22 protein-coding genes and 1 pseudogene are annotated in these 22,578 nt (G+C 75.3%); 7 read left to right on the top strand and 16 right to left on the bottom strand.

Going from position 1 to position 22,578, the window contains the following annotated elements; genetic code table 11:
- The first annotated feature begins 179 nt into the window (after nt 1–179).
- The gene (locus ACFY0X_RS15395) at nt 180–1,256 is read left to right on the top strand and encodes a response regulator transcription factor (protein WP_387754199.1); all 1,077 of its coding nucleotides are present in this window, start codon (nt 180–182) and stop codon (nt 1,254–1,256) included.
- Between the two features lie 290 nt (nt 1,257–1,546).
- On the opposite strand, the gene ACFY0X_RS15390 is transcribed toward ACFY0X_RS15395, so the two are convergent.
- Nucleotides 1,547–2,602, bottom strand: coding sequence for an SMP-30/gluconolactonase/LRE family protein (locus ACFY0X_RS15390; protein WP_387754196.1), 1,056 nt, complete (start codon nt 2,600–2,602; stop codon nt 1,547–1,549).
- Nucleotides 2,603–2,737: 135 nt separating this feature from the next.
- Nucleotides 2,738–3,595 carry an SDR family oxidoreductase gene (locus tag ACFY0X_RS15385; RefSeq protein ID WP_387754193.1) on the bottom strand — a complete coding sequence of 286 codons (858 nt, stop codon included), beginning with the start codon at nt 3,593–3,595 and terminating at the stop codon, nt 2,738–2,740.
- A gap of 132 nt (nt 3,596–3,727) precedes the next feature.
- Here ACFY0X_RS15385 and ACFY0X_RS15380 point away from each other — a divergent pair, with 132 nt between their 5' ends.
- The 3 genes from ACFY0X_RS15380 to ACFY0X_RS15370 all read left to right on the top strand — a co-directional run bounded on the left by ACFY0X_RS15380 (nt 3,728) and on the right by ACFY0X_RS15370 (nt 6,530).
- Complete coding sequence (locus ACFY0X_RS15380; RefSeq protein ID WP_387754190.1) at nt 3,728–4,132, top strand: winged helix-turn-helix transcriptional regulator; 405 nt, start codon at nt 3,728–3,730, stop codon at nt 4,130–4,132.
- Nucleotides 4,133–4,177: 45 nt separating this feature from the next.
- Nucleotides 4,178–4,660, top strand: a complete 483-nt coding sequence (locus tag ACFY0X_RS15375) for a hypothetical protein (protein ID WP_387754188.1) — start codon at nt 4,178–4,180, stop codon at nt 4,658–4,660.
- A gap of 79 nt (nt 4,661–4,739) precedes the next feature.
- Nucleotides 4,740–6,530 carry a beta-galactosidase family protein gene (locus tag ACFY0X_RS15370; RefSeq protein ID WP_387754185.1) on the top strand — a complete coding sequence of 597 codons (1,791 nt, stop codon included), beginning with the start codon at nt 4,740–4,742 and terminating at the stop codon, nt 6,528–6,530.
- Between the two features lie 45 nt (nt 6,531–6,575).
- Here the strand turns inward: ACFY0X_RS15370 and ACFY0X_RS15365 are convergent, their stop codons facing one another.
- The 8 genes from ACFY0X_RS15365 to ACFY0X_RS15330 all read right to left on the bottom strand — a co-directional run bounded on the left by ACFY0X_RS15365 (nt 6,576) and on the right by ACFY0X_RS15330 (nt 13,206).
- Nucleotides 6,576–7,385 (bottom strand): DUF4253 domain-containing protein, encoded by an 810-nt coding sequence (locus ACFY0X_RS15365; RefSeq protein WP_387754183.1) that lies wholly within the window; start codon nt 7,383–7,385, stop codon nt 6,576–6,578.
- A gap of 156 nt (nt 7,386–7,541) precedes the next feature.
- Entirely contained in the window at nt 7,542–8,360 is an 819-nt protein-coding gene (locus ACFY0X_RS15360; RefSeq protein ID WP_387754180.1) for an APH(3'') family aminoglycoside O-phosphotransferase, read from the bottom strand.
- A 399-nt stretch (nt 8,361–8,759) separates the two neighbouring features.
- Nucleotides 8,760–9,761 carry an aldo/keto reductase gene (locus ACFY0X_RS15355; RefSeq protein WP_387754177.1) on the bottom strand — a complete coding sequence of 334 codons (1,002 nt, stop codon included), beginning with the start codon at nt 9,759–9,761 and terminating at the stop codon, nt 8,760–8,762.
- Nucleotides 9,762–9,815: 54 nt separating this feature from the next.
- Nucleotides 9,816–10,709, bottom strand: coding sequence for a S1 family peptidase (locus ACFY0X_RS15350; RefSeq protein WP_387754174.1), 894 nt, complete (start codon nt 10,707–10,709; stop codon nt 9,816–9,818).
- A 121-nt stretch (nt 10,710–10,830) separates the two neighbouring features.
- On the bottom strand, nt 10,831–11,412 hold the full coding sequence (locus ACFY0X_RS15345; protein WP_387754171.1) for a hypothetical protein: 582 nt from the start codon (nt 11,410–11,412) through the stop codon (nt 10,831–10,833).
- Nucleotides 11,413–11,593: 181 nt separating this feature from the next.
- A complete protein-coding gene (locus ACFY0X_RS15340; RefSeq protein ID WP_387754168.1) occupies nt 11,594–12,004 on the bottom strand; it encodes a sigma factor-like helix-turn-helix DNA-binding protein in 411 nt (136 codons plus the stop codon).
- 101 nt (nt 12,005–12,105) lie between these two features.
- Nucleotides 12,106–12,891 carry a helix-turn-helix domain-containing protein gene (locus ACFY0X_RS15335; RefSeq protein WP_387754166.1) on the bottom strand — a complete coding sequence of 262 codons (786 nt, stop codon included), beginning with the start codon at nt 12,889–12,891 and terminating at the stop codon, nt 12,106–12,108.
- Between the two features lie 18 nt (nt 12,892–12,909).
- Complete coding sequence (locus ACFY0X_RS15330; protein ID WP_387754163.1) at nt 12,910–13,206, bottom strand: hypothetical protein; 297 nt, start codon at nt 13,204–13,206, stop codon at nt 12,910–12,912.
- Between the two features lie 1,120 nt (nt 13,207–14,326).
- Here ACFY0X_RS15330 and ACFY0X_RS15325 point away from each other — a divergent pair.
- A pseudogene (locus ACFY0X_RS15325) lies at nt 14,327–14,581 on the top strand (GNAT family N-acetyltransferase); the annotation flags it as partial.
- Nucleotides 14,582–14,682: 101 nt separating this feature from the next.
- Here ACFY0X_RS15325 and ACFY0X_RS15320 read toward each other — a convergent pair.
- From ACFY0X_RS15320 to ACFY0X_RS15305, 4 genes are all read right to left on the bottom strand, one after another.
- The gene (locus ACFY0X_RS15320; RefSeq protein ID WP_387754160.1) at nt 14,683–15,642 is read right to left on the bottom strand and encodes an SDR family NAD(P)-dependent oxidoreductase; all 960 of its coding nucleotides are present in this window, start codon (nt 15,640–15,642) and stop codon (nt 14,683–14,685) included.
- A gap of 353 nt (nt 15,643–15,995) precedes the next feature.
- Nucleotides 15,996–16,220: a holin gene (locus ACFY0X_RS15315; RefSeq protein ID WP_387754158.1), complete on the bottom strand. Its 225-nt coding sequence runs from the start codon at nt 16,218–16,220 to the stop codon at nt 15,996–15,998.
- Between the two features lie 544 nt (nt 16,221–16,764).
- Nucleotides 16,765–17,727, bottom strand: a complete 963-nt coding sequence (locus tag ACFY0X_RS15310; protein ID WP_387754156.1) for a phosphatidylinositol-specific phospholipase C — start codon at nt 17,725–17,727, stop codon at nt 16,765–16,767.
- A 113-nt stretch (nt 17,728–17,840) separates the two neighbouring features.
- A complete protein-coding gene (locus tag ACFY0X_RS15305; RefSeq protein ID WP_387754154.1) occupies nt 17,841–18,404 on the bottom strand; it encodes an EF-hand domain-containing protein in 564 nt (187 codons plus the stop codon).
- A 216-nt stretch (nt 18,405–18,620) separates the two neighbouring features.
- Here ACFY0X_RS15305 and ACFY0X_RS15300 point away from each other — a divergent pair, with 216 nt between their 5' ends.
- Nucleotides 18,621–19,385, top strand: a complete 765-nt coding sequence (locus tag ACFY0X_RS15300; protein ID WP_387754152.1) for a hypothetical protein — start codon at nt 18,621–18,623, stop codon at nt 19,383–19,385.
- A gap of 360 nt (nt 19,386–19,745) precedes the next feature.
- On the opposite strand, the gene ACFY0X_RS15295 is transcribed toward ACFY0X_RS15300, so the two are convergent.
- On the bottom strand, nt 19,746–20,264 hold the full coding sequence (locus ACFY0X_RS15295) for a cupin domain-containing protein (protein ID WP_387754150.1): 519 nt from the start codon (nt 20,262–20,264) through the stop codon (nt 19,746–19,748).
- Between the two features lie 187 nt (nt 20,265–20,451).
- On the bottom strand, nt 20,452–20,913 hold the full coding sequence (locus ACFY0X_RS15290; protein WP_387754147.1) for a MarR family winged helix-turn-helix transcriptional regulator: 462 nt from the start codon (nt 20,911–20,913) through the stop codon (nt 20,452–20,454).
- A gap of 126 nt (nt 20,914–21,039) precedes the next feature.
- Here ACFY0X_RS15290 and ACFY0X_RS15285 point away from each other — a divergent pair, with 126 nt between their 5' ends.
- Complete coding sequence (locus tag ACFY0X_RS15285) at nt 21,040–22,569, top strand: alpha/beta hydrolase (RefSeq protein WP_387754144.1); 1,530 nt, start codon at nt 21,040–21,042, stop codon at nt 22,567–22,569.
- The last annotated feature ends 9 nt before the right edge of the window (nt 22,570–22,578 follow it).

Genomic DNA, 22,578 nt, shown 5'->3' with positions numbered 1-22,578 from the left:
GACGAGGGGAGCCCGGGACGGGGTGCGGGGGGAACGGGGGAACCAGGGGGGACGGGGGTGCGGGGGGACCGGGACGGGGGTCCGGGGGGACCGGGGGCGGGTGCGCCGAGCAGTGGCGCGCCCGCCCCCGCTTCGCCGTTCACCGGACGGCGGGCCCCGGCGTCCGTAGTATTCCGTCCGTGGCCAAACGACGTGACATCGAGCGCGAAGTCCTGGGATCCATCCGCGAGTTGTCGGCCTCCCGGTTACCCGCGGCCGAGCTGTTCCGCCAGCTGCACGCCCTGCTGGCGAAGCCGCTCGGCTTCGACGGCGGCTGCTGGCACGGCAACGACCCGGTCACCGGGTTCCCCACCTCCACCGTCGCCGACAACCTCGACTTCGCACAGTTCGAGCAGGCCGTGCAACTGGAGCTCCAGGGCGAGGACACCACCACCTTCGCCGCGATCCGCACCGCCGGCCACCGGGTGCAGACCGTGGACCGGGCCACCGAGGGACGCCCCGAACGCAGCCTGCGCTACCGGGAGTTGCTCCACCCCTGCGGCTACGGCGACGAACTGCGGATCAACTTCGACCTCGGCGGCGGCCGCTGGGGCTGCGCGGCGTTCATGCGCGAACGCGCCCGCGGCCGCTACGACCTGCCCGACCTGCGCCTGGCCGAACGCGTCGCCGCCCCCATCGGCGCCGCGCTGCGCGACAGCCACCTGGCCGCCCTGCGCGGCCCCCGCCCCCGGCCGCCCGTGCCCGCCCCGGCCGTGGCGGTCCTGGACGGCTACGGGCGGCTGCGCTCGGCGGACGCGGCGGCCCGCGAACTGATCGGGCGGATGGCCGAACCCACCGCCCACACCGGCGGGGTGCCCACCGCCTTCCTCACCCCCGCCCGCCAGGCCGCCCGCCGCGGCGCCCCCGTCGAGACGCGGGTGTGCACCCCCGACGGCCAGTGGCTGACCCTGCACGCCTCCCCGCTGGACGGCCGCCGCGGCGGCGTCGCCGTCGTCGCCTCCCCGGTCTCCCCCGTCCAGCGCCTGCCGCTGGCCCTCCTCGCCCACGGCCTGTCCCCGCGCGAACAGCAGGTCGCCCTGCACGCGGTGCGCGGCGCCAGCACCAAGGACATCGCCGCCCGCCTCCACCTGACCGTGCCCACCGTCCAGCAGCACGTCACCGCGATCCTCCACAAGACCGGCACGGGCAGCCGCCGCGAACTCGTCGCCCTCCTGATGGCCGACCACCTCCCCACTCTCGGCCTGCCGCCGACATAGCCGGGGCAGGCCGCCCGGCGGCATCCGGCGGCCACCAGCCCGTCAGAACGGTGATCGTTGCCGGTGGGGCGTGACCGATGTGACGATTCGTCGGTTCGTGATGGAGTGAGCGACAAGCCGTGGATCGTGGACGACGAGCTGTGGGCCCGGTCGAGCCGCTGCTGCCGCCCTGGCCGGAGCGGTCGCCGGGCCCTCGCCCGGTAGATGACCGGCGTTGCCCTGCAGGGCGTCCTGTTCGCGCTCTGCACCGGCAGCCCGCGCCGCGCGCGGCGGGCGTCCCCGACCGGGCCTCAGCGCAGCGGCAGGCTCTCGATGGTGAAGGCCGGGCTGGTCAGCGGTTCGCCGTAGAGGTAGGTGTCCATCTGGGAGTTGGTCACCAGCAGCCGGCCCCCGCTCACGGCGACGCCGGTGGTGGTGTCGGCGCCTGGGAAGGTGCGTTCGGAGACGACGACTGCCCGGGTGCTCCCGGCGGACAGTCGCAGTTCGGTGACCTCGTTGTTCACCGAACGCGCGACGTACAGGGTGTTTCCCCGCCGGACGATGCCGTCGGCGCTGGGCAGCGGCGGTGCGTCGATCCTGCGGACACCGCCGGTGGTGAGGTCGAGCCGGTAGAGGGCGCCGCTGTACCAGTAGCCGATGATCAGCGACGTGCCGTCGGGGGCGGTGGCGATGCCGTTGCCGTTGGACTGGCCGGCCACGTAGTCCGGCAGGTGGTAGGCCACCCGCAGGGTCCGGTGGGCGCCGGTGGCGGGGCCGTCCACCTCGGCGGCCGGAATCCGGTAGACCACGGCGCGCAGCGAGTCGGTGATGTAGACGTCCCCGTCGGGGGCCACGGCCGCGTCGTTGACGAGGGTCTGTTCGCCGGTGTCAGGAACGGTGTAGGCCGCGACGAGCCTCCCGGAAGTGCTGTAGACGAAGAAGCGCCCGGTGAACGCGCCGGCGACCAGCAGGCGGTTGCCGGTGATCTTGATGCCGGTGGCCTGGGTGCGGCCGTCCTGGCCGGCCGGCAGGAAGGGTTCGAGCGTGGTCGCCCCGGTGCGTCCCCGGTAGACGGTGCCGTCGCCGATGCTGCCGGCGTAGACGAAGTGGCGGTCGGCCGCCACGCTTTCGGGGAACGCGCGGCTGCCGTCGAGGGTGATCGCCTGGTTGCCGTTCCCGCCCTGGGAGGCGTGGGCGGGGGCGGGGCCACCGGGGGTGGCGGCGGTCGCGGGAAGCGTGAACGCGGTCAGGGCCGCGGAGGTGGCAGTAAGGGTGACGAGCGCGCGCCGCCCCATGACGCGGACGGTCGTACGGGCGGACGCGGCGCGGGTGGACGCGGCGTGCGGGGGAACGGTGCGGGAGGACATGGTCGGCAACTTTCCGGGTGATGGCAGGGTCGTACACGGTCACGGAACGAGGGGGGTGAGCGCCTCGCGGCGGTCCGGGCGCGACGGTCCGGGCGCGACGGTCCGGGCGCGACGGCCGCGAGGGCGAGCGGACGGTCAGCGCAGCGCGGCGGCGATGGCGTCGGACAGGGCAGTGGCCGGCCGGCCGATCAGGCGGCTGAGGTCGCCGGATCCCGTGTACAGCTCGCCGCGGCTCATCCCGAGGTCGGCGTCGGCGAGGACGTGCGCCAGTTCGGCGGGCAGGCCGACCCCGGTCAGCGCCTCGGTGAGCCGGTCCGCGGGCAGATCGGTGTAGGCGATCGGCTCCCCGGTGGCCGCCGAGACCGCCTGCGCCAGCTCGGCCAGGGTGAACGCCTCGTCCGCACCCAGCTCGTACACCGCGCCCGCGTGGCCCTCGGTGGTCAGCACGACGGCGGCGGCCTCCGCGTAGTCGGCCCTTGACGCGGCGCTGATCCTGCCCTTGCCCGCGGCTCCGATCACCGTCCCGCGCCGGCGGAACAGGGGCAGTTGGGCGGTGTAGTTCTCCAGGTACCAGCTGTTGCGCAGCAGTGTGCCGGGGACCTCGCGTTCGCGCAGGTACTCCTCGGTGGCGCGGTGGGTGCGGGCCAGGATGCTGGTCGCCGTGTCGGCCTGCGTCATGCTCGTGTACGCCACCAGCGACACGCCGGCCGCCACTGCCGCGTCGACGGCCCGGCGGTGGTTGGCCGTCCGCTCATCCACGGTGGTGGTGGACACCAGCAGCAGCCGGTCCGCTCCCCGGAACGCCGCCGCGAGGCTGTCCGGCTCCGCGAAGTCCGCCCGGCGCACCACGACGCCGCGGTGGCCGAGGTCTTCGATGCGTGCGGTGTCCCGTCCGGTCGCGACGATGTCCGCGGCCGGGACTCCGCGCCGCAGCAGCGCCTCGACGGTGAGCCTGCCCAACTGGCCTGAGGCTCCGGTGACGACGATGGACATGAGATCGCCCCTTCCTGCCGCGAACTTTCCTCGCGGCGTGACGAACCCCAGATTGACCTGCTCACTCTCCATCGGTAAGTAGCCACTTGTTGGTAAGGTGACCACCTACGGGAAAGTATCGAGGTGAGTGGAATGGCGACCGCCGAGAATGTGACGGAGCCCATGGCGTCCTGGGACCCGTACACGCGCGGCTGCCCCTCGCGCGACCTGCTCGACCAGATCGGCAGCAAGTGGGCGGTGCTCGTGCTGGGAGAACTCGGCAAGCACGGAGCCTGCCGGTTCACCCGGTTGCGGCAGCGGCTGGCCGGAGTGAGCGAGAAGATGCTGACCCAGACGCTGCGCACGCTCGAACGCGACGGACTGGTCCGGCGGACCGTGTATCCCGAGGTGCCGCCCCACGTCGAGTACGACCTGACCCCCCTCGGCCAGACCCTGCGGGGACCACTGCGCGTACTCACCCAGTGGTCGGTGGAGCACGTCGACGAAGTCCTCGCCGCACGTCGGGAGTACGACGTCCGCGCCGAGGGCACCGCCTGAGACGGCTCTGAGGCGTTGTCGCAGGTGGGGCCTAGGGTTCGGGGCATGAACGTTCCCGAGGTCATACCGATCCGCCACGAGCCCGGCTACCGCACGGACACCATCGGCCGGTGCGAGGGCGGCCAGTTCCTCGCGTCCGTCACCGCGGCCTTCCCCGAGGGGTGGAGCGGCGACGACTGGCAGCCGCGCAAGCGCTGGTACGCCGTGCTGCACCGGTTCGACGCGACCGGGCGTCACCTGGGCTCGCGCATCGAGTTCACCGGCACGACGGCGGACGGCGAGCGGCAGGCCGTCGCCGCGGCCCAGGTGCTGCTGGCGCAATGGCTGGACGCCCTGCCGGGGCGCCACTACCAGGACATCGTCATCGCGCCCTTCGAGGTGCGCTTCGAGGGCGCCCTGTTCGGCCTGGTCGTGGAGGTGGACGACGAGGACGACGAGGAGCAGGACGAGGAGGACCGCGTCTGGATGGAGCTCTACCCGGACGGCCTGGGCTTCACCGCCCCGTGGGACGGCTGCTACGACACCTGAGCGGCGACAGCCCCCGCGGCCCGTTCCTCGCTAGGCTCGGCGGGGCCAGGGTCTGCGGTGGGAAGGCGGGGTGCGCGCGATGCTCGGGTACGACGCGGACGGGTTCGTCCGGGACGGGGCACCGCACCGGGTGGTGGCCGGGGCGGTGCACTACTTCCGGGTGCACCCGCGGCTGTGGGAGGACCGGCTGCGGCGGGTGCGGGCGCTGGGGGTGAACACCGTGGACACCTACGTCCCCTGGAACTTCCACGAACTGCCCGACCGCACCGTGGACTTCACCGGCTGGCGGGACGTGGGCCGCTTCGTGCGGCTGGCCGGCGCCCTGGGGCTGGACGTGATCCTGCGCCCGGGCCCGTACATCTGCGCGGAGTGGGAGTTCGGCGGGCTGCCCGCCCGGCTGCTCGCGGTGGACGGGCTGCGGCTGCGCTGCGCCGATCCGGCGTACCTGGCGGAGGTGGACAGCTGGTTCGACGCGCTGGCGCCCGAACTGCTGCCGCTGCTGGCGAGCCGGGGCGGGCCGGTGGTGGCGGTGCAGGTGGAGAACGAGTACGGCAGCTACGGCGACGACGCCGCCTACCTCGCCCACCTGCGCGACGGCCTGGTGCGCCGCGGCGTGGACTGCCTGCTGTTCACCACCGACGGCGCCCACGACACCATGCAGCAGGGCGGCGCCATCCCCGGCCACCTCGCCACCGCCACCTTCGGCTCCCGCGCCCCCGAGCGCCTCGCGGTGCTCCGCCGCCACCAAGGCGAAGGCCCGCTGACCGCCATGGAGTTCTGGATCGGCTGGTTCGACCAGTGGGGCCTGCCCCACCACGTCCGCGACCCGAAGGAGACCGCCGCCTGCCTCGACGAGCTGCTCGCCACCGGCGCCTCCGTCAGCCTCTACATGGCGCACGGCGGCACCAGCTTCGGCCTGTGGTCCGGCGCCAACCACTCCGGCGCCCACCCGCTGGACGCCGGCTACGAGCCGACCGTCACCAGCTACGACTACGACGCGCCGATCGGCGAGGCCGGCGAACTGACCGACAAGTTCCACGCCCTGCGCGAGGTCATCGGCCGCTACCTGCCGCTGCCGGACGGCGACCTGCCCGACCCGCCGCCCCGCATCGCCCCCCAGCGGCTGGAGCGGGCCGACGGGCGGGCGCCGCTGGCACCGGCCCTGGACGCGCTGTCGCAGCCGCGCCGGCACGCCGCGCCGCTGCCGATGGAGCAGGTCGGGCAGGACCGCGGCCTGATCCACTACCGCACCCGCGTACCCGGCCCGCGCCCCGAACTACCGCTGCGCATCGACGGCTTGGCCGACCGGGCGCAGGTGTTCGCGGACGGCCGCCCGATCGGCACACTGGAGCGCAACTCCCCCGGCGCGACGCTGCCGCTGGCCACCGGGCCCGACGGCGTGGTGCTGGACATCCTGGTGGAGGCGCTGGGCCGGGTGAACTACGGCCCGCAGATGGACGACCGCAAGGGCATCACCCGCGGCGTCTCGCACGGCCACCAGCGGCTCTTCGACTGGCAGATCCGGCCGCTGCCGCTGACCGACCTGTCCGCACTGCGCTTCACGGACGACGCCCACACCCCCGACGGGGAGCCGGCCTTCCACCGCTACACCGCCGAACTGCCCTCCCCCGCCGACGCGTTCGTCGCCCTGCCCGGCTGGGGCCGCGGCCTGCTGTGGCTCAACGGCTTCCTCCTCGGCCGCCACTGCGCCGCCGGCCCCCAGCGCACCCTCTACGCCCCCGCCCCGCTGTGGCACGCCGGCGCCAACGAACTGGTCGTCCTGGAGCTCGAACACCACGGCACGGCGGTGGAGTTGCGCGACGAACCCGACCTCGGGCCGGTCACGGCGGCGCCCAGCTCCGAGTACTGAGGCCCAGGTCCGGGGCCCGGCCGTCCAGGCCCGTTCAGGGCCGGGTCAGTCCCACCAGAAGGACCACTGGTGGGCACCCACCAGCCCCTCGGCGTACGCGGTGAGGGAGCCGGTGCCCTGGAACACCAGGTCGGGGCAGAAGGCGGTGTGCTCGGCGGCCAGCGGGAGCGCCTCGGCGAGCGTGGCGGGCGGCACGGGGACACTCAACTCCAGGGTGTCGAAGCCGACTTCGACGACCTGGGCGCCGAAGCGGCGCTCCCAGTCGGCGAGCACGGCGGCGATCTTGCCGGTGCCGGCGTGGTTCGCCGGGCCGCCCCAGCCGCAGACCGTCAACGCCTCGGCGCCGCTGCCGGCCCGCACCAGGCCGAGGCGGGCGCCCTTGAACCGCAGCACCTCGGCCAGCTCCCGGGCCTCGGTGCCGGCGGCGCCGTCGGGGACGCCGGCGGCGGGGGCGAGGCCGGGCCAGGTGCGGCCGTAGGGGGCGAGCGCCTCGTCCAGGATCTCGGCGTCCTCGCCCTCCTCCCCGTCCTCATCCCCGTCGACCTGCTTCCACCAGGTGCGCAGCAGGGCGGCCGGGTCGTAGAGGGAGGGCTCGGCGGCGTCGGTCGGGTACAACTCGCCCGACAGCCAGGGCCGGTAGTCGGGACCGGTGCGGTCCAGCGGGGTGAGCAGCAGCGGCCACAGCCCGCTCTGCGGGTGGGCGCGGTGCAGCTGCCGCCACAGCCCGCCGGGGGCGGGGTCGTCGCTGATCCACAGCAGCGGCTGCCGCCCGTCCTCCTCGGTGGCCAGCCGCCCGGGCGGCAGCTCGACGGGCAGGGCGGCCAGGGCGGCCGCGAGGTCCAGGTACTCGGTCATGCGGCCCACCGTAGGGGCGGGCACCGACAACGAGCAGCGGCCGCCGGGCTCGGCCGCCTCCGCAACGGGCGCCCCGCCAGGAGGGGGCGAGCAGCCATGGCCACCCGCCGCACCGGTAACGAGTCGGTCCGCGATCGGTGGGGCCGGGCCGAGGGGTCAGCCCCAGGTGAGCGGGTCGAGGTGAAGGTAGAAGCGCAGGCGGTCGTGGTCCAGGGCGATGCCGTATCTCTCGGCGAACGCCGCGTCTGCGGCCTGTGCCTGCTCCTCGTCGGCCCATGTCTCCCGCGCGTTGGTCAGGAGGAGTGCGAGGTCGGCGTAGCGGTCGGCCTGTCCGAGGCGGCCCAGGTCGATGAAGCCGGATACGTCCAGGGTGTGGGGATCGAGCATGATGTTGGGCAGGCACAGGTCCCCGTGGCAGACGACTGCGTCGTGGGCCTCCTGGGCCCGTCGCCGGGGAGCCTGCTGGGTCAGGCGGGCCAGCAGGTCGGTGGGTGGGGTGTGCTGCTGCTCGACGGGGAGGAACTGCGGGTTCACGGCGTCACGGGCGACGACGTCGCGTGCCAGGGCGATCATGGTGTCCAGGCCCCGGCGGAACGGGCACTGTGTCACGGGTACCTCGTGCAGCCGACGGACCGCGTCCGCGACGCGGCCCCAGGAGCCCCGCAGATCCTCGGCCGGCACCTGATCAGCGGGAATGCCCGGGACGGCACTGGTCACCAGGCAGGATCCCGCGCCGGTGTCGTACCAGTCGAGGACGGCCGGCCCCGGTACTCCCTGGGCGCTCAGCCATACGATCCGGTCGCGCTCTGCCGCCAGGTCCGCCGCATCCGCCGCGGGGACGCACTTGGCATACCGGCCGGCGTCCGCGCTGCGGAAGACGAAGGCCCCCGACTCGCCGGCGGTGACGGGTAGCCAGTCGCCGCCGATGCCGAGCAGGGCCGGTGACAAGCCCCGGGGTCCGGAGTGATCGTCCATGGCGGTCACCCTACCGAGCCCGGCTCTCCCCGCCGGGTGGCGGGCCTCACGGACGGCCGTGACGCGGCAAGGGCCGCCGCGGGTTCTTCGCGTGTGACCAGGAAGTGGGCCCGCGCGGCCTCGGCCCGTCCTGCCTTCTGTGGCATCTCGCGTACGCAACTCGGCGATTTGATCGAGGAGTTGGCCGGTCCATGGCTTGCCCGCCGCGAGTCGCAGCTGCGTGAGCGCCCTGGTGCCGAGCGGCAGAGGAGCGCGAGGGGCGGCCGCGCGGCCGCGGGGGTTGGAGGGCGAGCCGGCCGAGGGCGGCGAGCCCCGGAGAGGACGGCGCCGTAGGCCTCGGGCGGTTTCACCGTCGCGGGCGAAGCCGGAGGGCGGGCCGGCCGAGGGCGGCCCGCGCCGTCAGGACCAGGGCAGGGACGCGCGTGTGCGCCAGTACGCGTCGGCCGGCTCGGCCATGGTGGTGAGGGCGGCGAGGTCTTCGGGGGTGGGGTGGAGGGCGGTGGCGGCGAGGTTGGAGGTGAGCTGGTCGAGGGTGGCGGCGCCGGAGAGGACGACGTCGGCCCAGGGCTGGGCGGCGGCCGCGGCGAGGGCGAGGGCGTCGGGGGTGGTGCCGGTGCGGTCGGCGAGGGTGCGCAGCGGGGCGGTGTCGGGGCCGGTGGCGTTGCGGCCGGCGAGGCGGCCGTTGGCCATGGCCTCCTTGACGACGACCAGCCGGCCGGCCGCGTGGGCTTCGGCGAGGGCGGTGGCGGCGGAGGTCTCCAGGGGGTTCCAGGTGGACTGGACGGCGGTGAACAGCGGGCGTCCGGCGGTGGTGACGGTGAGGGCCCGGCGGATGGTGTCGGCCTGGGCGGGGCCGCTGGTGGACAGGCCGACGCGTACGCCGTCGGCGGCGAGGGCGGCGAGGCGGTGGTGGAGGGCGGGGTCGGTGAGGGCGGGGCTGTCGGGGGTGACGGAGTGGACCAGGTAGACGTCCAGGTGGTCGCCGAGCAGGGTGCGGGTCTCGTGGATCTGGCGGTCGTAGACGGCGGTGGAGTGTTCCTTGACCTCGTGGGCGGTGACCGCGCTGGTCCGCCAGTCGGCGGTGTAGGTGTAGCCCCACTTGCTGGCGACCGTCACCTCGGCCGCGGCGTCGGGGTGTTCGGCGAGCCACTGGCCGAGGAACTCCTCGGCGCGGCCGTAGGAGCGGGCGGTGTCGAGGTAGCGCACGCCGGCGGCGTACGCGGCGTCGAGCAGGGCGTGGGTGCGCTCGCGCAGGGCGTCGACGGTGCGGTCGGCGGGCAGGTCCGCGTCGCGCCCGAGGTTGATGTAGCCGGGCCGGCCGACGGCCGCGGTGCCCAGGCCGAGACGCGCGGGGTGCGGGTGCGCGGCGGGGGCGGGGGTTGCGGTGGGGTCGGTCGGCATGGCGTGGTCTCCTCGGGCGCGATGGTTCTCACCTGGGACTTTAGCCTCGCCGGGTCAGCCGGTGGCGAGGGTGGCGCGGATCCAGGGGGCGTAGGCGGGCACGTCGGTGTACAGGCCGGGGCCGCCCGCGCAGGGCACGCCGGGGGCGCCGGGGCCGGAGGTGGTGCCGACCAGTTCCCAGCGGCCGCCGCGGCCGCGCTGGATCTGCGGGCCGCCGGAGTCGCCCATGCAGGCCATGGCGTCGGGGATCTGGCTGAGGGTGCACAGGCGGGTGGGGTCGGCCCAGCCGGGGGCGCAGTCGCTCGTGGCGCCGATGCGGGAGGGCAGTTCCTGGAGGCGGTCGGGGAAGACCATGTCCGGGAAGTTGGGGGTGTCGACGATGGTGCCGAAGCCGAGCAGCCTGGTGGGGGTGCCGGGCGTGGCGCGGTGTTCGGCGATGCGCACGGGCTTCTGGGGGGCGGGGCGGTCGAGGCGGACCAGGGCGAGGTCGTTCTGGTTGGGGCGGGTGGCGCCGTCGCCGAACTCGAAGCCGGGGTGGACGACGACGCGGTCGACCTTGCGTACGGTGCCGCCGCTGTCGCGGTGGGCGCTGCCGATGCGCACGGTGCCCTTGAGGGTCAGCTTGGTGTCCTCGTCGCCGACGACGCAGTGGGCGGCGGTGAGCACCCACTGGCGGTCGATCAGAGTGGCGCCGCAGGCGCCGTCGGCGAGTTGCGCGGCGCTGAGCGGGAGGGTGGCCATGAAGGGGTAGCGCTCGGTGGAGTCGCGGCCGTTGATGATCGCCGAGGCGCTTCCGGCCATGACGGTGGCGCCGAGCGCGGCGGCCAGGGCGGTGACGGCGACGGCCTTGGCGGCGCGGCGGCCGGTGGTGCCGGTGGCGTCGGCGGTGCGGGTGGCCCGGGTGGTGCGGGTGGTCCGGGTGGTGCGAGCGGTCTTACGGAGGTGCACGGGTGACGGCCTCTCGGTTCGGCTGGTGCTGATGCGACCAGCCAACCCGGTGCCGGCCCGCCGCGACACCCGGCCAGCTGGCCGCTGCGACCTGGGGTTATCCCCCGGCCCCGCCGACCGGCTACCGGGTGGCCCGCCCGGGCTGCCCCGGCGACGACGACGGAAGCGGCGAGGAGACCGGCGCCGACAGCGGCCGCGCCGCGGGGGCGGTGCCGCGCCCGGGCGCTCGCCCCGGTTCACGCCCGGGTTCGCGCCCGGGTTCGCGCCCGGGTGCGGGCTCGGGCCAGCCCGAGGAGGAGGTGCGCACGGCCTGGACGGGCGCGCCGACCGGCTCCTCGGTCAGCCGCACGGCGCGCACCGGCGCCGCGGCCGGGGTGACGGCCTGGTCCAGGCGCAGCACGAAGTTGACGTAGTCGAGCGGTTTGCCCGGCCAGTGGCAGTCGTTGCTGGTGAGCAACTGGCTTCGCAGGCCGTCGTGTTCGGTGACCGGTCCGGGGGTGGTGCGCAGGTTGGGCTGCCAGCTGCGGCCCCACAGGAGGTGTTCCAGGGACAGTGTCCAGCTCTCCTCGTCCACCTCGATCGTGGCGCCGACCCGTCCGGGCAGCACCCGCAGCCCGTACGCGCCGCGCACGACCGCCCGCTGGTCGAAGTCGGCGCTCTTGCCGACGACGGTGATCCGCCATGCCCCGTGGAACCTGAGCACGTCTGCCTCCTGACGCCCCGGCGCCCGCTCCGGCAGGGGCGCCCCGTCCACGTCTACGGCCCCGACCGGTCTGCGGGCTCAACCCGGTTCGGCTCAATCCGGTTCGGCCCGGCCCGGTGCGGCCCGGCCCGGTGCGGCCCGGCCCGGCTCACCCCCGCGTCCGGCGGCGGCCGGGCCCGGTTCAGCGGTGGGCGGCGGCCAGGGAGCGGAGCTGGACGTGGACGGCGGCGGGTTCGGTGCCGGTGAGGGCGGCGACCTCGGTGGCGGACAGGTCGAGGACCAGGTGCAGCAGCAGGACGTCCTGCTGGGTGGCGGTGAGGTGGGCGACCGGGTCGAGCGGCCCGGGGCCGGCCAGGGTGCAGACGCGGCGGCGCACCGCCTGCCAGGCGCAGGCGGCCGGGCTGGCGGTGGACAGGGCCTCGAGCCAGTGGCCGCCGAGTTCCTCGAAGGCGGCGCGCACGGCCAGCGGCGCGTCGGCGGGCGGCAGGAGCAGGGCGGCGTAGTCCAGGTAGTGGCGCAGGTGGAGGTCGTGCAGCGCCCACAGGCCCAGGGCGGGTGCGGGGGCGGCCGAACGGCGTGGTGGTGTCGGCATGGTGGTGTCCCGTGGTGTCCCGAGGTGGCGCGGGTGGGTGCTGCGGGTGGGTGCCGGTCCGCGGCCGGGGCGCGGGTGGCGCGCCCCGGCCGCGGACCGCGTCACACGAGCACCGGCGGGTTGTCGTCGGTGCCTTCGCGGCCCGCCGTGGCGGGGTGGCCGGGGCCCTCGTCCCGTTCGGCGGCCAGGCTGCTGCGCAGGGTCATCCAGAGCCGGAACAGGATGTCCGTCGAGGTGCCGGCGCTGGAGGACTGCATGGCCCGGGCGAACTCGCTCTGGTAGGTGCGCGAGTTGACCGGGGGCGGGGTGCGGGCGTTGTGCGTCCGGTCCCAGGCCGCCGCCCACAGGGCGCGGCGGGCCTCCCTGACCCCGCAGACCTCCATGTAGGCGAGGAAGACGGGTTTGCGCAGCGGGGCCTCGCCCTTGAGGACCAGGGCCAGCGTGCTGGAGGGCAGGCGTCCGCCCCGGTCGCGGGCGCGGCGGTCCAGTTCCCGCAGGGAGGGCCAGTCGGCCTTGCGGCGCATCTCGTGCATCGCCCGGCGCAGGTCGGCGAAGGAGTCGACCTGCTGGGGGTCGACCCGCCGGGGTGCGCGCAGCCGCCGGCTGCCCGAGGGGCGGGGCACGTGGGCCCAGTAGTTGGCCTGGGCCCATTTGCGCCGGGCGGTCTTGAGGTCGCCGCCGCATTCGCGGGTGACGGCCTCGACGACCTTCCAGCTCGGTACGGACCGTCCGCCGGCGGCCCGTTGCAGGGTGGTGGGGTGGTAGTTGGTCCGAGCGGCGAGCTGACGGTACGTCAGTCCGGCCTGCTCGCGCTGCTCGCGCAGCCAGGCGGCCAGCCGGCCCAGCGCCGGCTCGGTCGCCTCGATCGGATTCTCGCGGCGTCCCATCGCAGGCAGGCGTTCTTCCTAGGCCCGCTCCCGTCGGAGCCTTGCGGCCAACAGGCAGGCTCCGGTGGCCAGTTCGAGCGCGGCTCCGGCCGACATGCCCGCCGTCACCAGGGCGGCGGCCAGCGTGACGGTCAGGACGACCACGACGACGACCACGGCCGTCCCACCGGCCGCGAGCGGCCGGGACGGGCTCGGGCCCGGGCCCGGGTACGGGCGGGGGTGCGGGTGCGGGTGGCGCAGCGGTACCGGGTCCGCTGTCGCGCGGTGGGCGGTGCGGGTTCGGGTGCGGATGCGCTTGTTGCGGTTCCTCGTCATCGAGGAGGCCTCCATATCACTGTCCACTCCAACTGGCGGGCACTTGCGCGGTTGGCGTCGCACGGGGTGCCCGGTGGCCTCACACTCTGTCAGGCGTACGGGTGAATCCCAATCGGTTCGGTGAACATCGCGCGGATTGATGCGCCACCGTCCCGGTCCCTGGCCGCAATCTCGTGAACGCCCTATCAGAAAGGCGCAGTTCAACGAAGTGAAACCGGATTTTGGTGCGCCTTTGCGCAGCATGCCCTTGTCCGCCGTCCTGGCCTGATGTGACGATTTGCAGCGGCGTCACCCGGACCCGCGGGTCCGGACCCGGGGGCGCTGTTCACTCCAACAACTCGGGAACATCGGCAGCGGGCCGTGTTGGCGCATGGGCCCGTCCGAACAGCAGAGACCGCCCGGCCCTGGTGGCCCGAGCGGTCTCTCTGCGTTCGCGCACCGCGCAGGAGGTCGGTGAGGCGCCGTGCTCTTCCGTCCCGCCGTCGGGTCCGAACCCGACGGCCTGCTGCCCCTGCTCGTCGCCGAACCGGCCTGTGGCCTCACGGCCGCCGCGTACCGGGCCGGGCTGGCCGGCGGCGAGTACCGGCCGGCCTGGACGTGGGTGGCCGAGGCCGCGCCCGGCGCCGCGCCGCTCGCGCTCGCCGTTTGGTGGGGCGCCCCGGGCGGCGCCCGGCCCGGCGCCCTGGACGCCGTGTTCGTCGACGGCTCGGTGCGGTCGGCCGCCGACCGCACCGCCCTGGCCGCCGGGCTGCTCACGGCCGCGCACGCGGCGTTCGCCGGGGCCGGGGCGGGCGCCGCGCCCGAGTACCACCTCTTCCTCCCGGGCGACTGGCACGAGCGGCCCGACGTCGTCTCGGGCGTGGCCTGGCGCCGGGAGGCGGCCCGGCGCGCCGGCCTGCCGGTGGTCGTGGAGCGGCTGCGCTACGAGTGGACGCCGGGCACCGGCCTCCCGGAGCCGTCGGGGCGCCTGCTGTTGCGCGCCGAGCCCGACGACGAGGTCTTCGTCGAGCTGTTCCGCCGGGTGCTGGAGGGCACCCTGGATGCGGCCGGCCGCCGGGGGGCCGCGCGGATCGGCGCCCGGGCGCAGGCGCGCGCCGACGTCGCGTTTTACCGCGACACCATGTCCGGGGACCGGTCGTGGTGGCGCACCGCGCACGCGCCCGGCGGCGGGACGGTCGGCTTCGGCATCCCCTCGCGCAACCACGCCTCCCGCGTGGTCGGCTACCTCGGGGTGCTGCCCGGGTACCGGGGCCGCGGGTACGCGCGGGAGATCCTCGCCGGGACCACCCGCATCCTGGCCGCCGAGGGCGGCCCGGCGCCGGTGCGCGCCGACACCGACCTGGCGAACGTCCCGATGGCCGCGGCCTTCGAGCGCCTCGGCTACCGCCGCACCGCCCGCCGCCTGGTACTGACGGCGCGGCTGGGCCCGGGCGGGCGGCGGGACCGGCGGCTCGACGGGCTCCGCGGATCGTCGGTTCAGCGGGTGAACGTCGGTTCGTGGCCGGTCAGTTCGCAGCCGGCCGTCCACAGCCGGGCCGCGGTCGCGGTGTCGGTCAGGTGGGGCCACAGGGGTTCGAGCCGGGGCGTGCCGCGCAGTCCGAACACCCGGGGGCTCCACATCTGGCCGCCGCGCACGTGCGGGTCGAGAACGGCCCGGACGGCGGGCCAGGCGGCGGCGTCCTTGCCCTGGACGACGAGTCCCAGCGGCAGGTTGCGCAGCCGCTCGCCGGTGGTGCGGACGTGGACGGGCGGGCGCGACGGGGTGAGGGGGTCGAGCGCGCCGCCGGGGTGGACGAGGACGCTCAGGGTCGTGCCGGCGGCGGCGCGCAGGCGCCGGTCGAGTTCGACGGCGAAGAGCATCTGGGCGAGCTTGGAGCGCGCGTAGGTGCGCTTGGGCCGGTAGTCGCGCGTGCTCTGGAGGTCGTCGAGGTCCAGGCGTTCGGACTTGGCGGCGAAGCTGCCCGTGGTGACGATCCGGCTGCCCGGGGTCGCCAGGAGCAGCGGCGCGAGGAGGTGGGTGAGCGTGAAGTGGCCCAGGTGGTTGGTGGCGAACATCAGCTCGTGGCCGTCGCGGGTCTCGCGGCGCGGCGGGTGGTCGAGCGCCACGCCGGCGTTGTGGACGACCGCGTCGAGGCGGTCCAGGGCGAGGGCGTCCACGCCGGCCCGGAGCGAGTCGGGGTCGGCCAGGTCCAGGGGCAGGTGCCGGACCCGGGCGCCGGGGACGCGCGAGGCGATGGAGGCGATCGCGGCTTCGGCCTTCGCCCGGTCGCGGCTGCCGAGGACGACCGTGGCGCCGGTGCCGGCGAGTTGCTCGGCGACGAAGTACCCGATGCCCGCGTTGCCGCCGGTGACCAGGAAGTTCCTCCCCTCGGCGCGGGGCGGCCGGTGGACGTCCCACCGCGTGGCGGCCTGGGGTGCGGGGGGTGTGGTGGGCATGGCGGTTCCCGGAGTTCGGAGCGGTCTGGTGGCGGGCGCGACCGCGCGGCACGGCCGGTTGCGCCCGGTCCCCACCGTCCCGGGGGCCGCTCACACCTCACCGTCATCCCGCCGTCCCCGCTGACAGCCGGCCGACACCGCGTCCCCGCCGGGCGCCGCCCGGCCCGGCCGCCGGGAGGCGCGCGGGAAGTCGGTCGGGCCGGCTTCCCGCGCACGGCGGCCGGGCCTCGGCGGCGAGCGCTCGGCGTCCACGCGGTCCGTACGCCCCGTCCCGTGGCCGTGGCCCGGGGCCGTGCCGTGGTGAGGGCGGCACGGGCCGCGCCGTCACGGCTCCCGGTGGCGGGTGGGGCCGGTCACTCGCGGCCGCGGGACAGCAGGGCGGCCGAGTGCGGGTCGCCGACGCGGGTGGCCACCGCGCCCTTGACCACGGTCAGCGCGGCGGGCAGTGCCGCCAGCGCCGCCGCCTTGAGCGCGCTGATCGACGTCAGGTCGAAGCCGTCGGCCAGCAGGAGGCCGAGGAACGCCGTGGCGTACGTGGCGACGGTGCGCTCGACCAAGTCGATGATGAGCTTGCGCATGATCAGGACTCCTTCGTGGTGGAGGCGGTGAGGGGCACGGTCACGGGGCGGCAACGGGTGGGGGCGGGTCCGTCGGGTGGAGGGGTCCGCCACTGCGCTGGACGGCCGGGGCGGGCCCCCGGACGGCGGAGGGGTCGACGGAAGGCCGGCGGACGGCCGGTGGAAGGGCCGGCGGGAGGGCCGGCGGAAAGCCGGCGGACGGGCCGGCGGGTGACGGGCGGGATCGGTGCGCGACGGTCGCGCGGGACGGTGCGGTCGGCGGTCGGCGGTCGGAGGGCATGCGGCAGGCGCCGTCGGGGAGTTGCCGCCCTGATGTACACGTTCGGGCCGTCGGATCCGACGACGGCCCCGGCGGGTATCCGAGGAAATCCGGTCCGCACCGGCGCCGCGCCCGCCGACAACGCCGCGGAGCGCCGGTCGGCTGACCGGCGCTCCGCGCCCGGGCGGTTCGGGCTCGACCACGGGGGCCCGAACCGCCGCCGTCCGCCGCCGGCCCCGGGCTCCTACCGGGCCCGGGCCGGGGCGGCTTGCGACTCGGGTCCGCTCAGAGCCCGAAGTTCCAGTCGACGATCATCTGCAGCAGGTCCTTGCGCTCGTCCACGAAGTCCATCGCGATCACGCCGTAGTGCGCGCGCTGGGAGATGCGCGGCGTCAGGTAGTCCTGGATGGAGGGGTTGACGACCTTGGCGATCCTGTACGGGGTCTCCGGGAAGCTGCTGGAGCTGGCGAAGTGGATGTACAGCTTGCCGTCGTTCTGGCCGTAGAAGGCGGTGTCCAGTCCTTCCCTGACCCGCTGGACCTTGCGGCTGGAGCCGTCGCTCCAGGCGTCCTGCAGCCAGATCCGGGAGCCGTCCCCCCACTGCAGGGGGTCGTAGCGCCCGTCGCCCCAGGTGAAGTCCGACATGATGGGGATGATCTTGCCGCGCACCTGGCCCAGGGTGGGCAGGCCGTCGGGCAGCGAGCCGGCCCTGGGCAGCCAGAACCACGGCCGGTAGCCGCCCTTGCCGTCCCTGCCGTCCATGTAGTAGTTGAAGATCTCGCTGAAGCGGTAGTCCTGGCCCTCGGTGTACTCCTTCTTGATCCGCATGATGATCGTCTCGCGGGGGTTCGCCTTCAGGAAGTCGATGCACAGGTTCACCACGTCACCGAAGTTGATCTTCTGGTAGATCTTGTCGTGGTGGATGGTGAAGACGTCGCCCATCACCCGGCACCGGATGTCGACGAAGCGCACCCCCGCCTGGAGCTGCTGGGGGATGCGCCACTCCTGGCACTGGGCGAAGCCGAAGGCGCCGCCGTCGTAGATCGCGCACGTCTCGTGGGTGCCGGGGATCGTCAGCTGCGACAGCTTCACGTTGTCGCCCAGCAGCGACATCCACCGGTCGGTGGGGCGGTGGACCAGGCGGTCGGGGGCGGCGGAGGCCGGCGCGAGCGAGCCGGCGACGCCCAGCGCACCGGTGGTGGCCGCGAGCGCCGCGCCCCTGAGCAGGGTCCTACGGTTGATCGGCATGCAAGAAACCTCCGCGACCGGGGCCCTGGTGGTGATCGGGCGTGACCTTCCCTTTCCGACTCCAACGGGCGTGCGCCCAGGGCGGGTTCACGCCCACCGACCGGCCCGGCACCCTACTGCGGCTGGAGGGGGTGGCGGCCCGTCCACCAGTTCCCGGGGGCCTGCGGGTCGCGGCTGGTCCAGTACTCGAGGACCGCGCCGACGAACTCCTCGCGGGACAGGGTGCCGTCGCCGTCGCGGTCCAGGTGCCCGAACGCGACGTCCACCCGGTCGCGGTCGAGGCGGGGGAAGTGGGCCCGGTGGAAGGCGCGGAACTCCTCGGCGTCGACGGTGCCGTCCCCGTCGGCGTCGGCGACGGAGAGGAAGACCTCGGCGAGGCGGCCGATGGTCGCGGCGGCGGCCCGCGGGTCGTCGGCCAGGGTCAGGGTGGAGGCGATGAAGTCGTCGCGGGTGATCTCCTGCGCGCTGCCGGCGTGGGGCAGGTGGAGGTCGCGCCAGATGCCGACGTAGGCGGCGATCATGCTGCGCTCGGCGTCGGAGCCCCGCGCGTGCCCGAGGACTTCGGCGCAGGCCCGGCCCATCAGGACGTGGTCGTACTCGGTGAGGAGGCCGTCGCCGTCGGCGTCCAGGTGGTCGAAGCCGAGGGCGATCTTCGTGGTCAGCAGGTCGTCGCTCAAGGGGAACCCTCTTCGATGACGGGGCGTCAGGTGGTCGGGAACAGCATCGCGCAGCCGCCCGCACACGGCAGGCGCGCCGCGCGGAGACCGCCGAAACACCCGGCAACCGTGCGGGTACGCAGGGAAGTTGAGTACCGGAGCGGATTGCGGGGCCGGGTGCGGGCGGGCCAGGGTGTGGGTGCGGACAGCGCGTGCGACCCGAGAGGACACCTGCCGGTGAAGAAGCTGCTGAAGGACCTGGCGACGAGCCTCGTCGGCCTCGTCGTCCTCCTGGTGGGCCCGGTCGTCGACGGCGCGCAGTCGCTGCGGGCGCGGCACTGGCCCACCGAGCGGCGCAAGCTCAGGCTGATCGACTCACCGCGGGCGCGGGCGGCCCGGGCGGCGGAGCGCGAGCGGATCCGGGGGCTGGTCGCGGCGCTGGGAGCGGTGGAGGGGGTCGAGCACGTGCTGACCCAGGTCCTGGACCAGTCGACCCGCCCGACCTTCCACGGCTCGGACCACCCCCGGGACACCCTGCTGGTCTGCCGGATCCACGCCCGCGCCTACTTCGTCGTCCGCGAGGACGTCCTCGACGTGCTGCCGCGGATCGCGGCGGCGGGCGTGGCCGAGTGGCAGGCCCACGGGCAGGGGCCGGACCCGCACGGCAGCCTCGACCAGGCGCTGCGCTGGTACCGCGACGGCGGCGTCGACGCGAACGGCCGGCGGATGGACTCCCCCTGCCTGTCCAGCCCCGGCGCGCGGCTGACCTGGGACCGGCCCGGCATCCCGCCCCGGGACCCGATCCCGGCGGGCCCGTACGCCAACCGGCTCTTCGTCCTGGAGCAGACCCCGCCGGACGCGGACGCGGCGCGGCTGCTGGCCGAGGCCCGCGCGGACGGGCGGAGCGTGGTGCTGGAACTGGCCTTCGGCGCGCGCTGGGCCGACTACAGCCAGTACCACAAGGTGGCGCGCGGCGGCTTCGCGGGGCGCGGGCGGCTGTGAGCCGGGAGCCCCCGGGCCGGCGGCGGCCCGGGAGGGCGGCGGCCAGGACGGCCGGAGCCCGGAGGGCAGAGGGCTACTGCACGGCGCGCGCGCCCGGACGGCCCGTTGGGCCCGCCCGGGCGCCTTCACCCGTTCGGCCGCTGGTCAGCACTGGGGCCGGCGGCCGTGGTTGGCCCCGCGCCTGGCCCTGGCCTTCTTCTTGCGGCGGCGCTTCGACGACATGGCCACTCCTCTCGCAACCGGGACACCCCCGGGCTACCACCGTTCCACACCCCGGCGGCCCCGGCCCGTCGAGCGCCCCCGGCCCGTCGAACGCCCCCGGCCCGTCGAGCGGCCCCGGCCCGAGCGGCCCGGCGGATGTCAGGCGGCGTCGCCCGCCAGGGCCGCGCGCCAGGCCGGGCTGTCCACGCAGTGGTTGTCGAAGCGCTCCGCCGAGGCGGCGATCGCGCCGGGGTCGCTCTCCCCGCGCATGACGCTGCCCAGCAGGCGCAGGTAGTCGAAGCGCTCCATGCCGGGGGTGAACACGCACAGCACGTCGGCCTCGGCGCCGGGGGCGGCGGCGAAGGCGTGCGGGGTGTGCGGGGGCACGGCCAGGAAGTCGCCCGCGCCGAGCACGGTGACCTCCTCGCCGACCAGCACCCGCAGCGAGCCGCCGATGACGAAGAACAGCTCCCACGCCCGGGTGTGGAAGTGCGCGGGCGCCCCGGCGGCGCCGGCGGCGAAGGTGGAGCGGTAGACGGTGAAACCGCCCTCGGCGGGGGCGGAGTCGGCCAGCAGCGTCATGGTGGCGCTCGGGTCGGCGCAGGTCTCGGCCTCGGCGCAGCGGGTCAGTACGGGGGCGGCGGTGGTGGCGGTGGCGGGGTTCTTCGTCGTCGTCATGTGACCAACCTACGGCCGCAAAGACCCATGATCAGGTGGCAATCGGCGACCGTTTCCATGGGTCAATTCCTCTCCGCGCGTCCCGGCACCGCCCCCGCCGGCACCGCGCCGGGCGGTGCCGGGGCGGGCGGTGCCGGGGCGGGCGGTGCCGGGGCGGGCGGTGCCGGGGCGGGCGGTGCCGGGGCCGTCAGTCGGGCAGGTTCCCGTTGCCGCCCATGTTCGCCACCACGCGGCGCAGCACGTTGATCGCGGTCACGAACTCGTCGGTGTCCACGCCCTCGTGGGCGCGCTCGATGACCTTCCGGTTGCGGTCGTGGGCGCGCAGGCGGCCGGCCTCGCCCTCCTCGGTCAGGGTGAACGCCCCGTCGGCGTCCTCGGTCAGCCAGCCGCGGGCGATCAGGTCGTCGAAGACGGTGTCGAAGGCGGTGTCCTGGTGGTCGTAGGGGGCGAGCCGCTCGGCCAGGGTCGCGCGGGTCCATCCGCCGGGCCGGCCGGCGGCGTGGTTGAGCGTCCACCAGTGGGGCTGGGTGAGGCCTTCCACGGCCAGTTGCTCGCGCAGGCCGCCCACCACCAGGTGGTAGACCTGGCCGGTCCACGCCCCGATCGGCTGGGCGGCGATGACCTGGGGTTCGTACGTCGTGATCGTCATGTCCGGTGCTCCTTCGACTGGTCGTCAGGACGGGGTCGACGCTAGGACCTCAAGTCGGCTTGAGGTCAAGGGCGGTTCGGGGAGCCGGTCCGCCGTCGTGCTCAACTGCCTTCTAGGCTGGCCGACATGAAGACCGCTCCGGCGTTCGCCGCCGCCCTCGCCGTCTGCGCCGCCGCCGTGCTCACCGCGGCCGCCCCGGTCCCTTCCGCCGCCCCGGCCTCCGCGTCCGCGTCCGCGTCGGCCGCCGCGGACCCGTTGGAGCGCTTCCGCCGCCAGCCGCTCGCCTGGTCCGCCTGCCCGGACCCGCGGTTGGCGGCCGCCGGCACCGAGTGCGCGGCCCTGAGCGTGCCGCTGGACTACCGGGAGCCGCAGGGGCGCACCCTGTCGCTGGCGGTCTCCCGGATCAGGGCCGCCGACCAGGCCGGGCGCCGGGGCGTCCTGCAGACCAACCCCGGCGGGCCCGGCAACCGGGGGCTGGACATGCCGGCCGCGCTGCGCGAGCGGCTGTCGCCCGAGGCGGCGGCGGGGTACGACATCGTCGGCATGGACACCCGCGGGGTGGGTGCCAGCGGTGGTCTGGACTGCGGTCTGACGCGCGGCACGTGGCTGCGCTCGGCGGGCGCCTCCGCGGCCGGTTTCGCGCAGAGCCTGCGGCTGGCCGAGGCCGACGCCGACGCCTGCTGGAACAGGTACCCCGACCTGCTGCCCCACCTGACCACCCGCAACATCGCCCGGGACGTGGACGTGCTGCGCGCCGCGCTGGGCGAGCGGCGGACGTCCTTCTTCGGGCAGTCCTACGGCGCGTTGCTGGGCGCGGTGTACGCGCAGCTGTTCCCGCAGCGCGTCGACCGGCTGGTGCTGGACAGCGCGCTCGACCCGGCCCGGTACGGCGTGCGGACCATCCAGGACATGGCGGGGCCCAACGAGCGGGCCCTGGACGACTTCGCCGCCTGGGCGGCGGCGCGCGACGCCGCCTACCGTCTGGGCGCCACCCCGGCGGCGGTGCGGGCCACCGTGGAGGGCCTGGTGCGCCGGGCGCAGGCGGAGCCGATCGCCGTCGACGGGTTCCGGCTCGACGGCGCCCTGCTGCCGGTGCTGCTCGCGGTCTGCCAGAGCGACGACCGCGACAGCGCCCTGTACGCGGAGGTGCTGCGCCAGTTGCTGGACGCCGCCGACGGCCGGCCGGTGCAGGTGGGCCCGGTGCTGCACGAGCTGCTGACCGTCGTCCTCGACCCGGGCCCGGCCGGCGGCGCGGACCTCGCGGCCGCGCTCGGCATCCTGTGCGACGACGCGGCGATGCCGCGCCCGGCCTGGTGGTACCGCGAGGCCGTCGAACGCTCCCGCGCCGCCCAGCCGGTGTTCGGCCCGGTCTACAACGGGCCCCTCCCGTGCGCGTTCTGGCGCGGCGCCCCGCTGGAGCCGCCCGTCGAGGTCCGCACCGCGGTCCCCGCGCTGCAGATCCACGCCACCGGTGACACCCACGCCGTCTACCAGGGCGCGCTGGCGCTGCACGCCCGCCTGGCCGGCTCCCGGCTGGTCACCGTGCCGGGCCGGGTCCACACCGTCTACCTCAACGGCTACGACGCGTGCGCGGACCGGGCCGTCGACGCCTACCTGTCGACGGGGGCGCTGCCGGCCTCCGACACCACCTGCTGAGCGCGGGCT

Source organism: Kitasatospora sp. NPDC001547 (genome assembly GCF_042894165.1).
GTDB lineage: Bacteria > Actinomycetota > Actinomycetes > Streptomycetales > Streptomycetaceae > Kitasatospora.
Note: the sequence above shows the minus strand (reverse complement) of the source record. Positions and strands in the feature narration are given on the sequence as shown.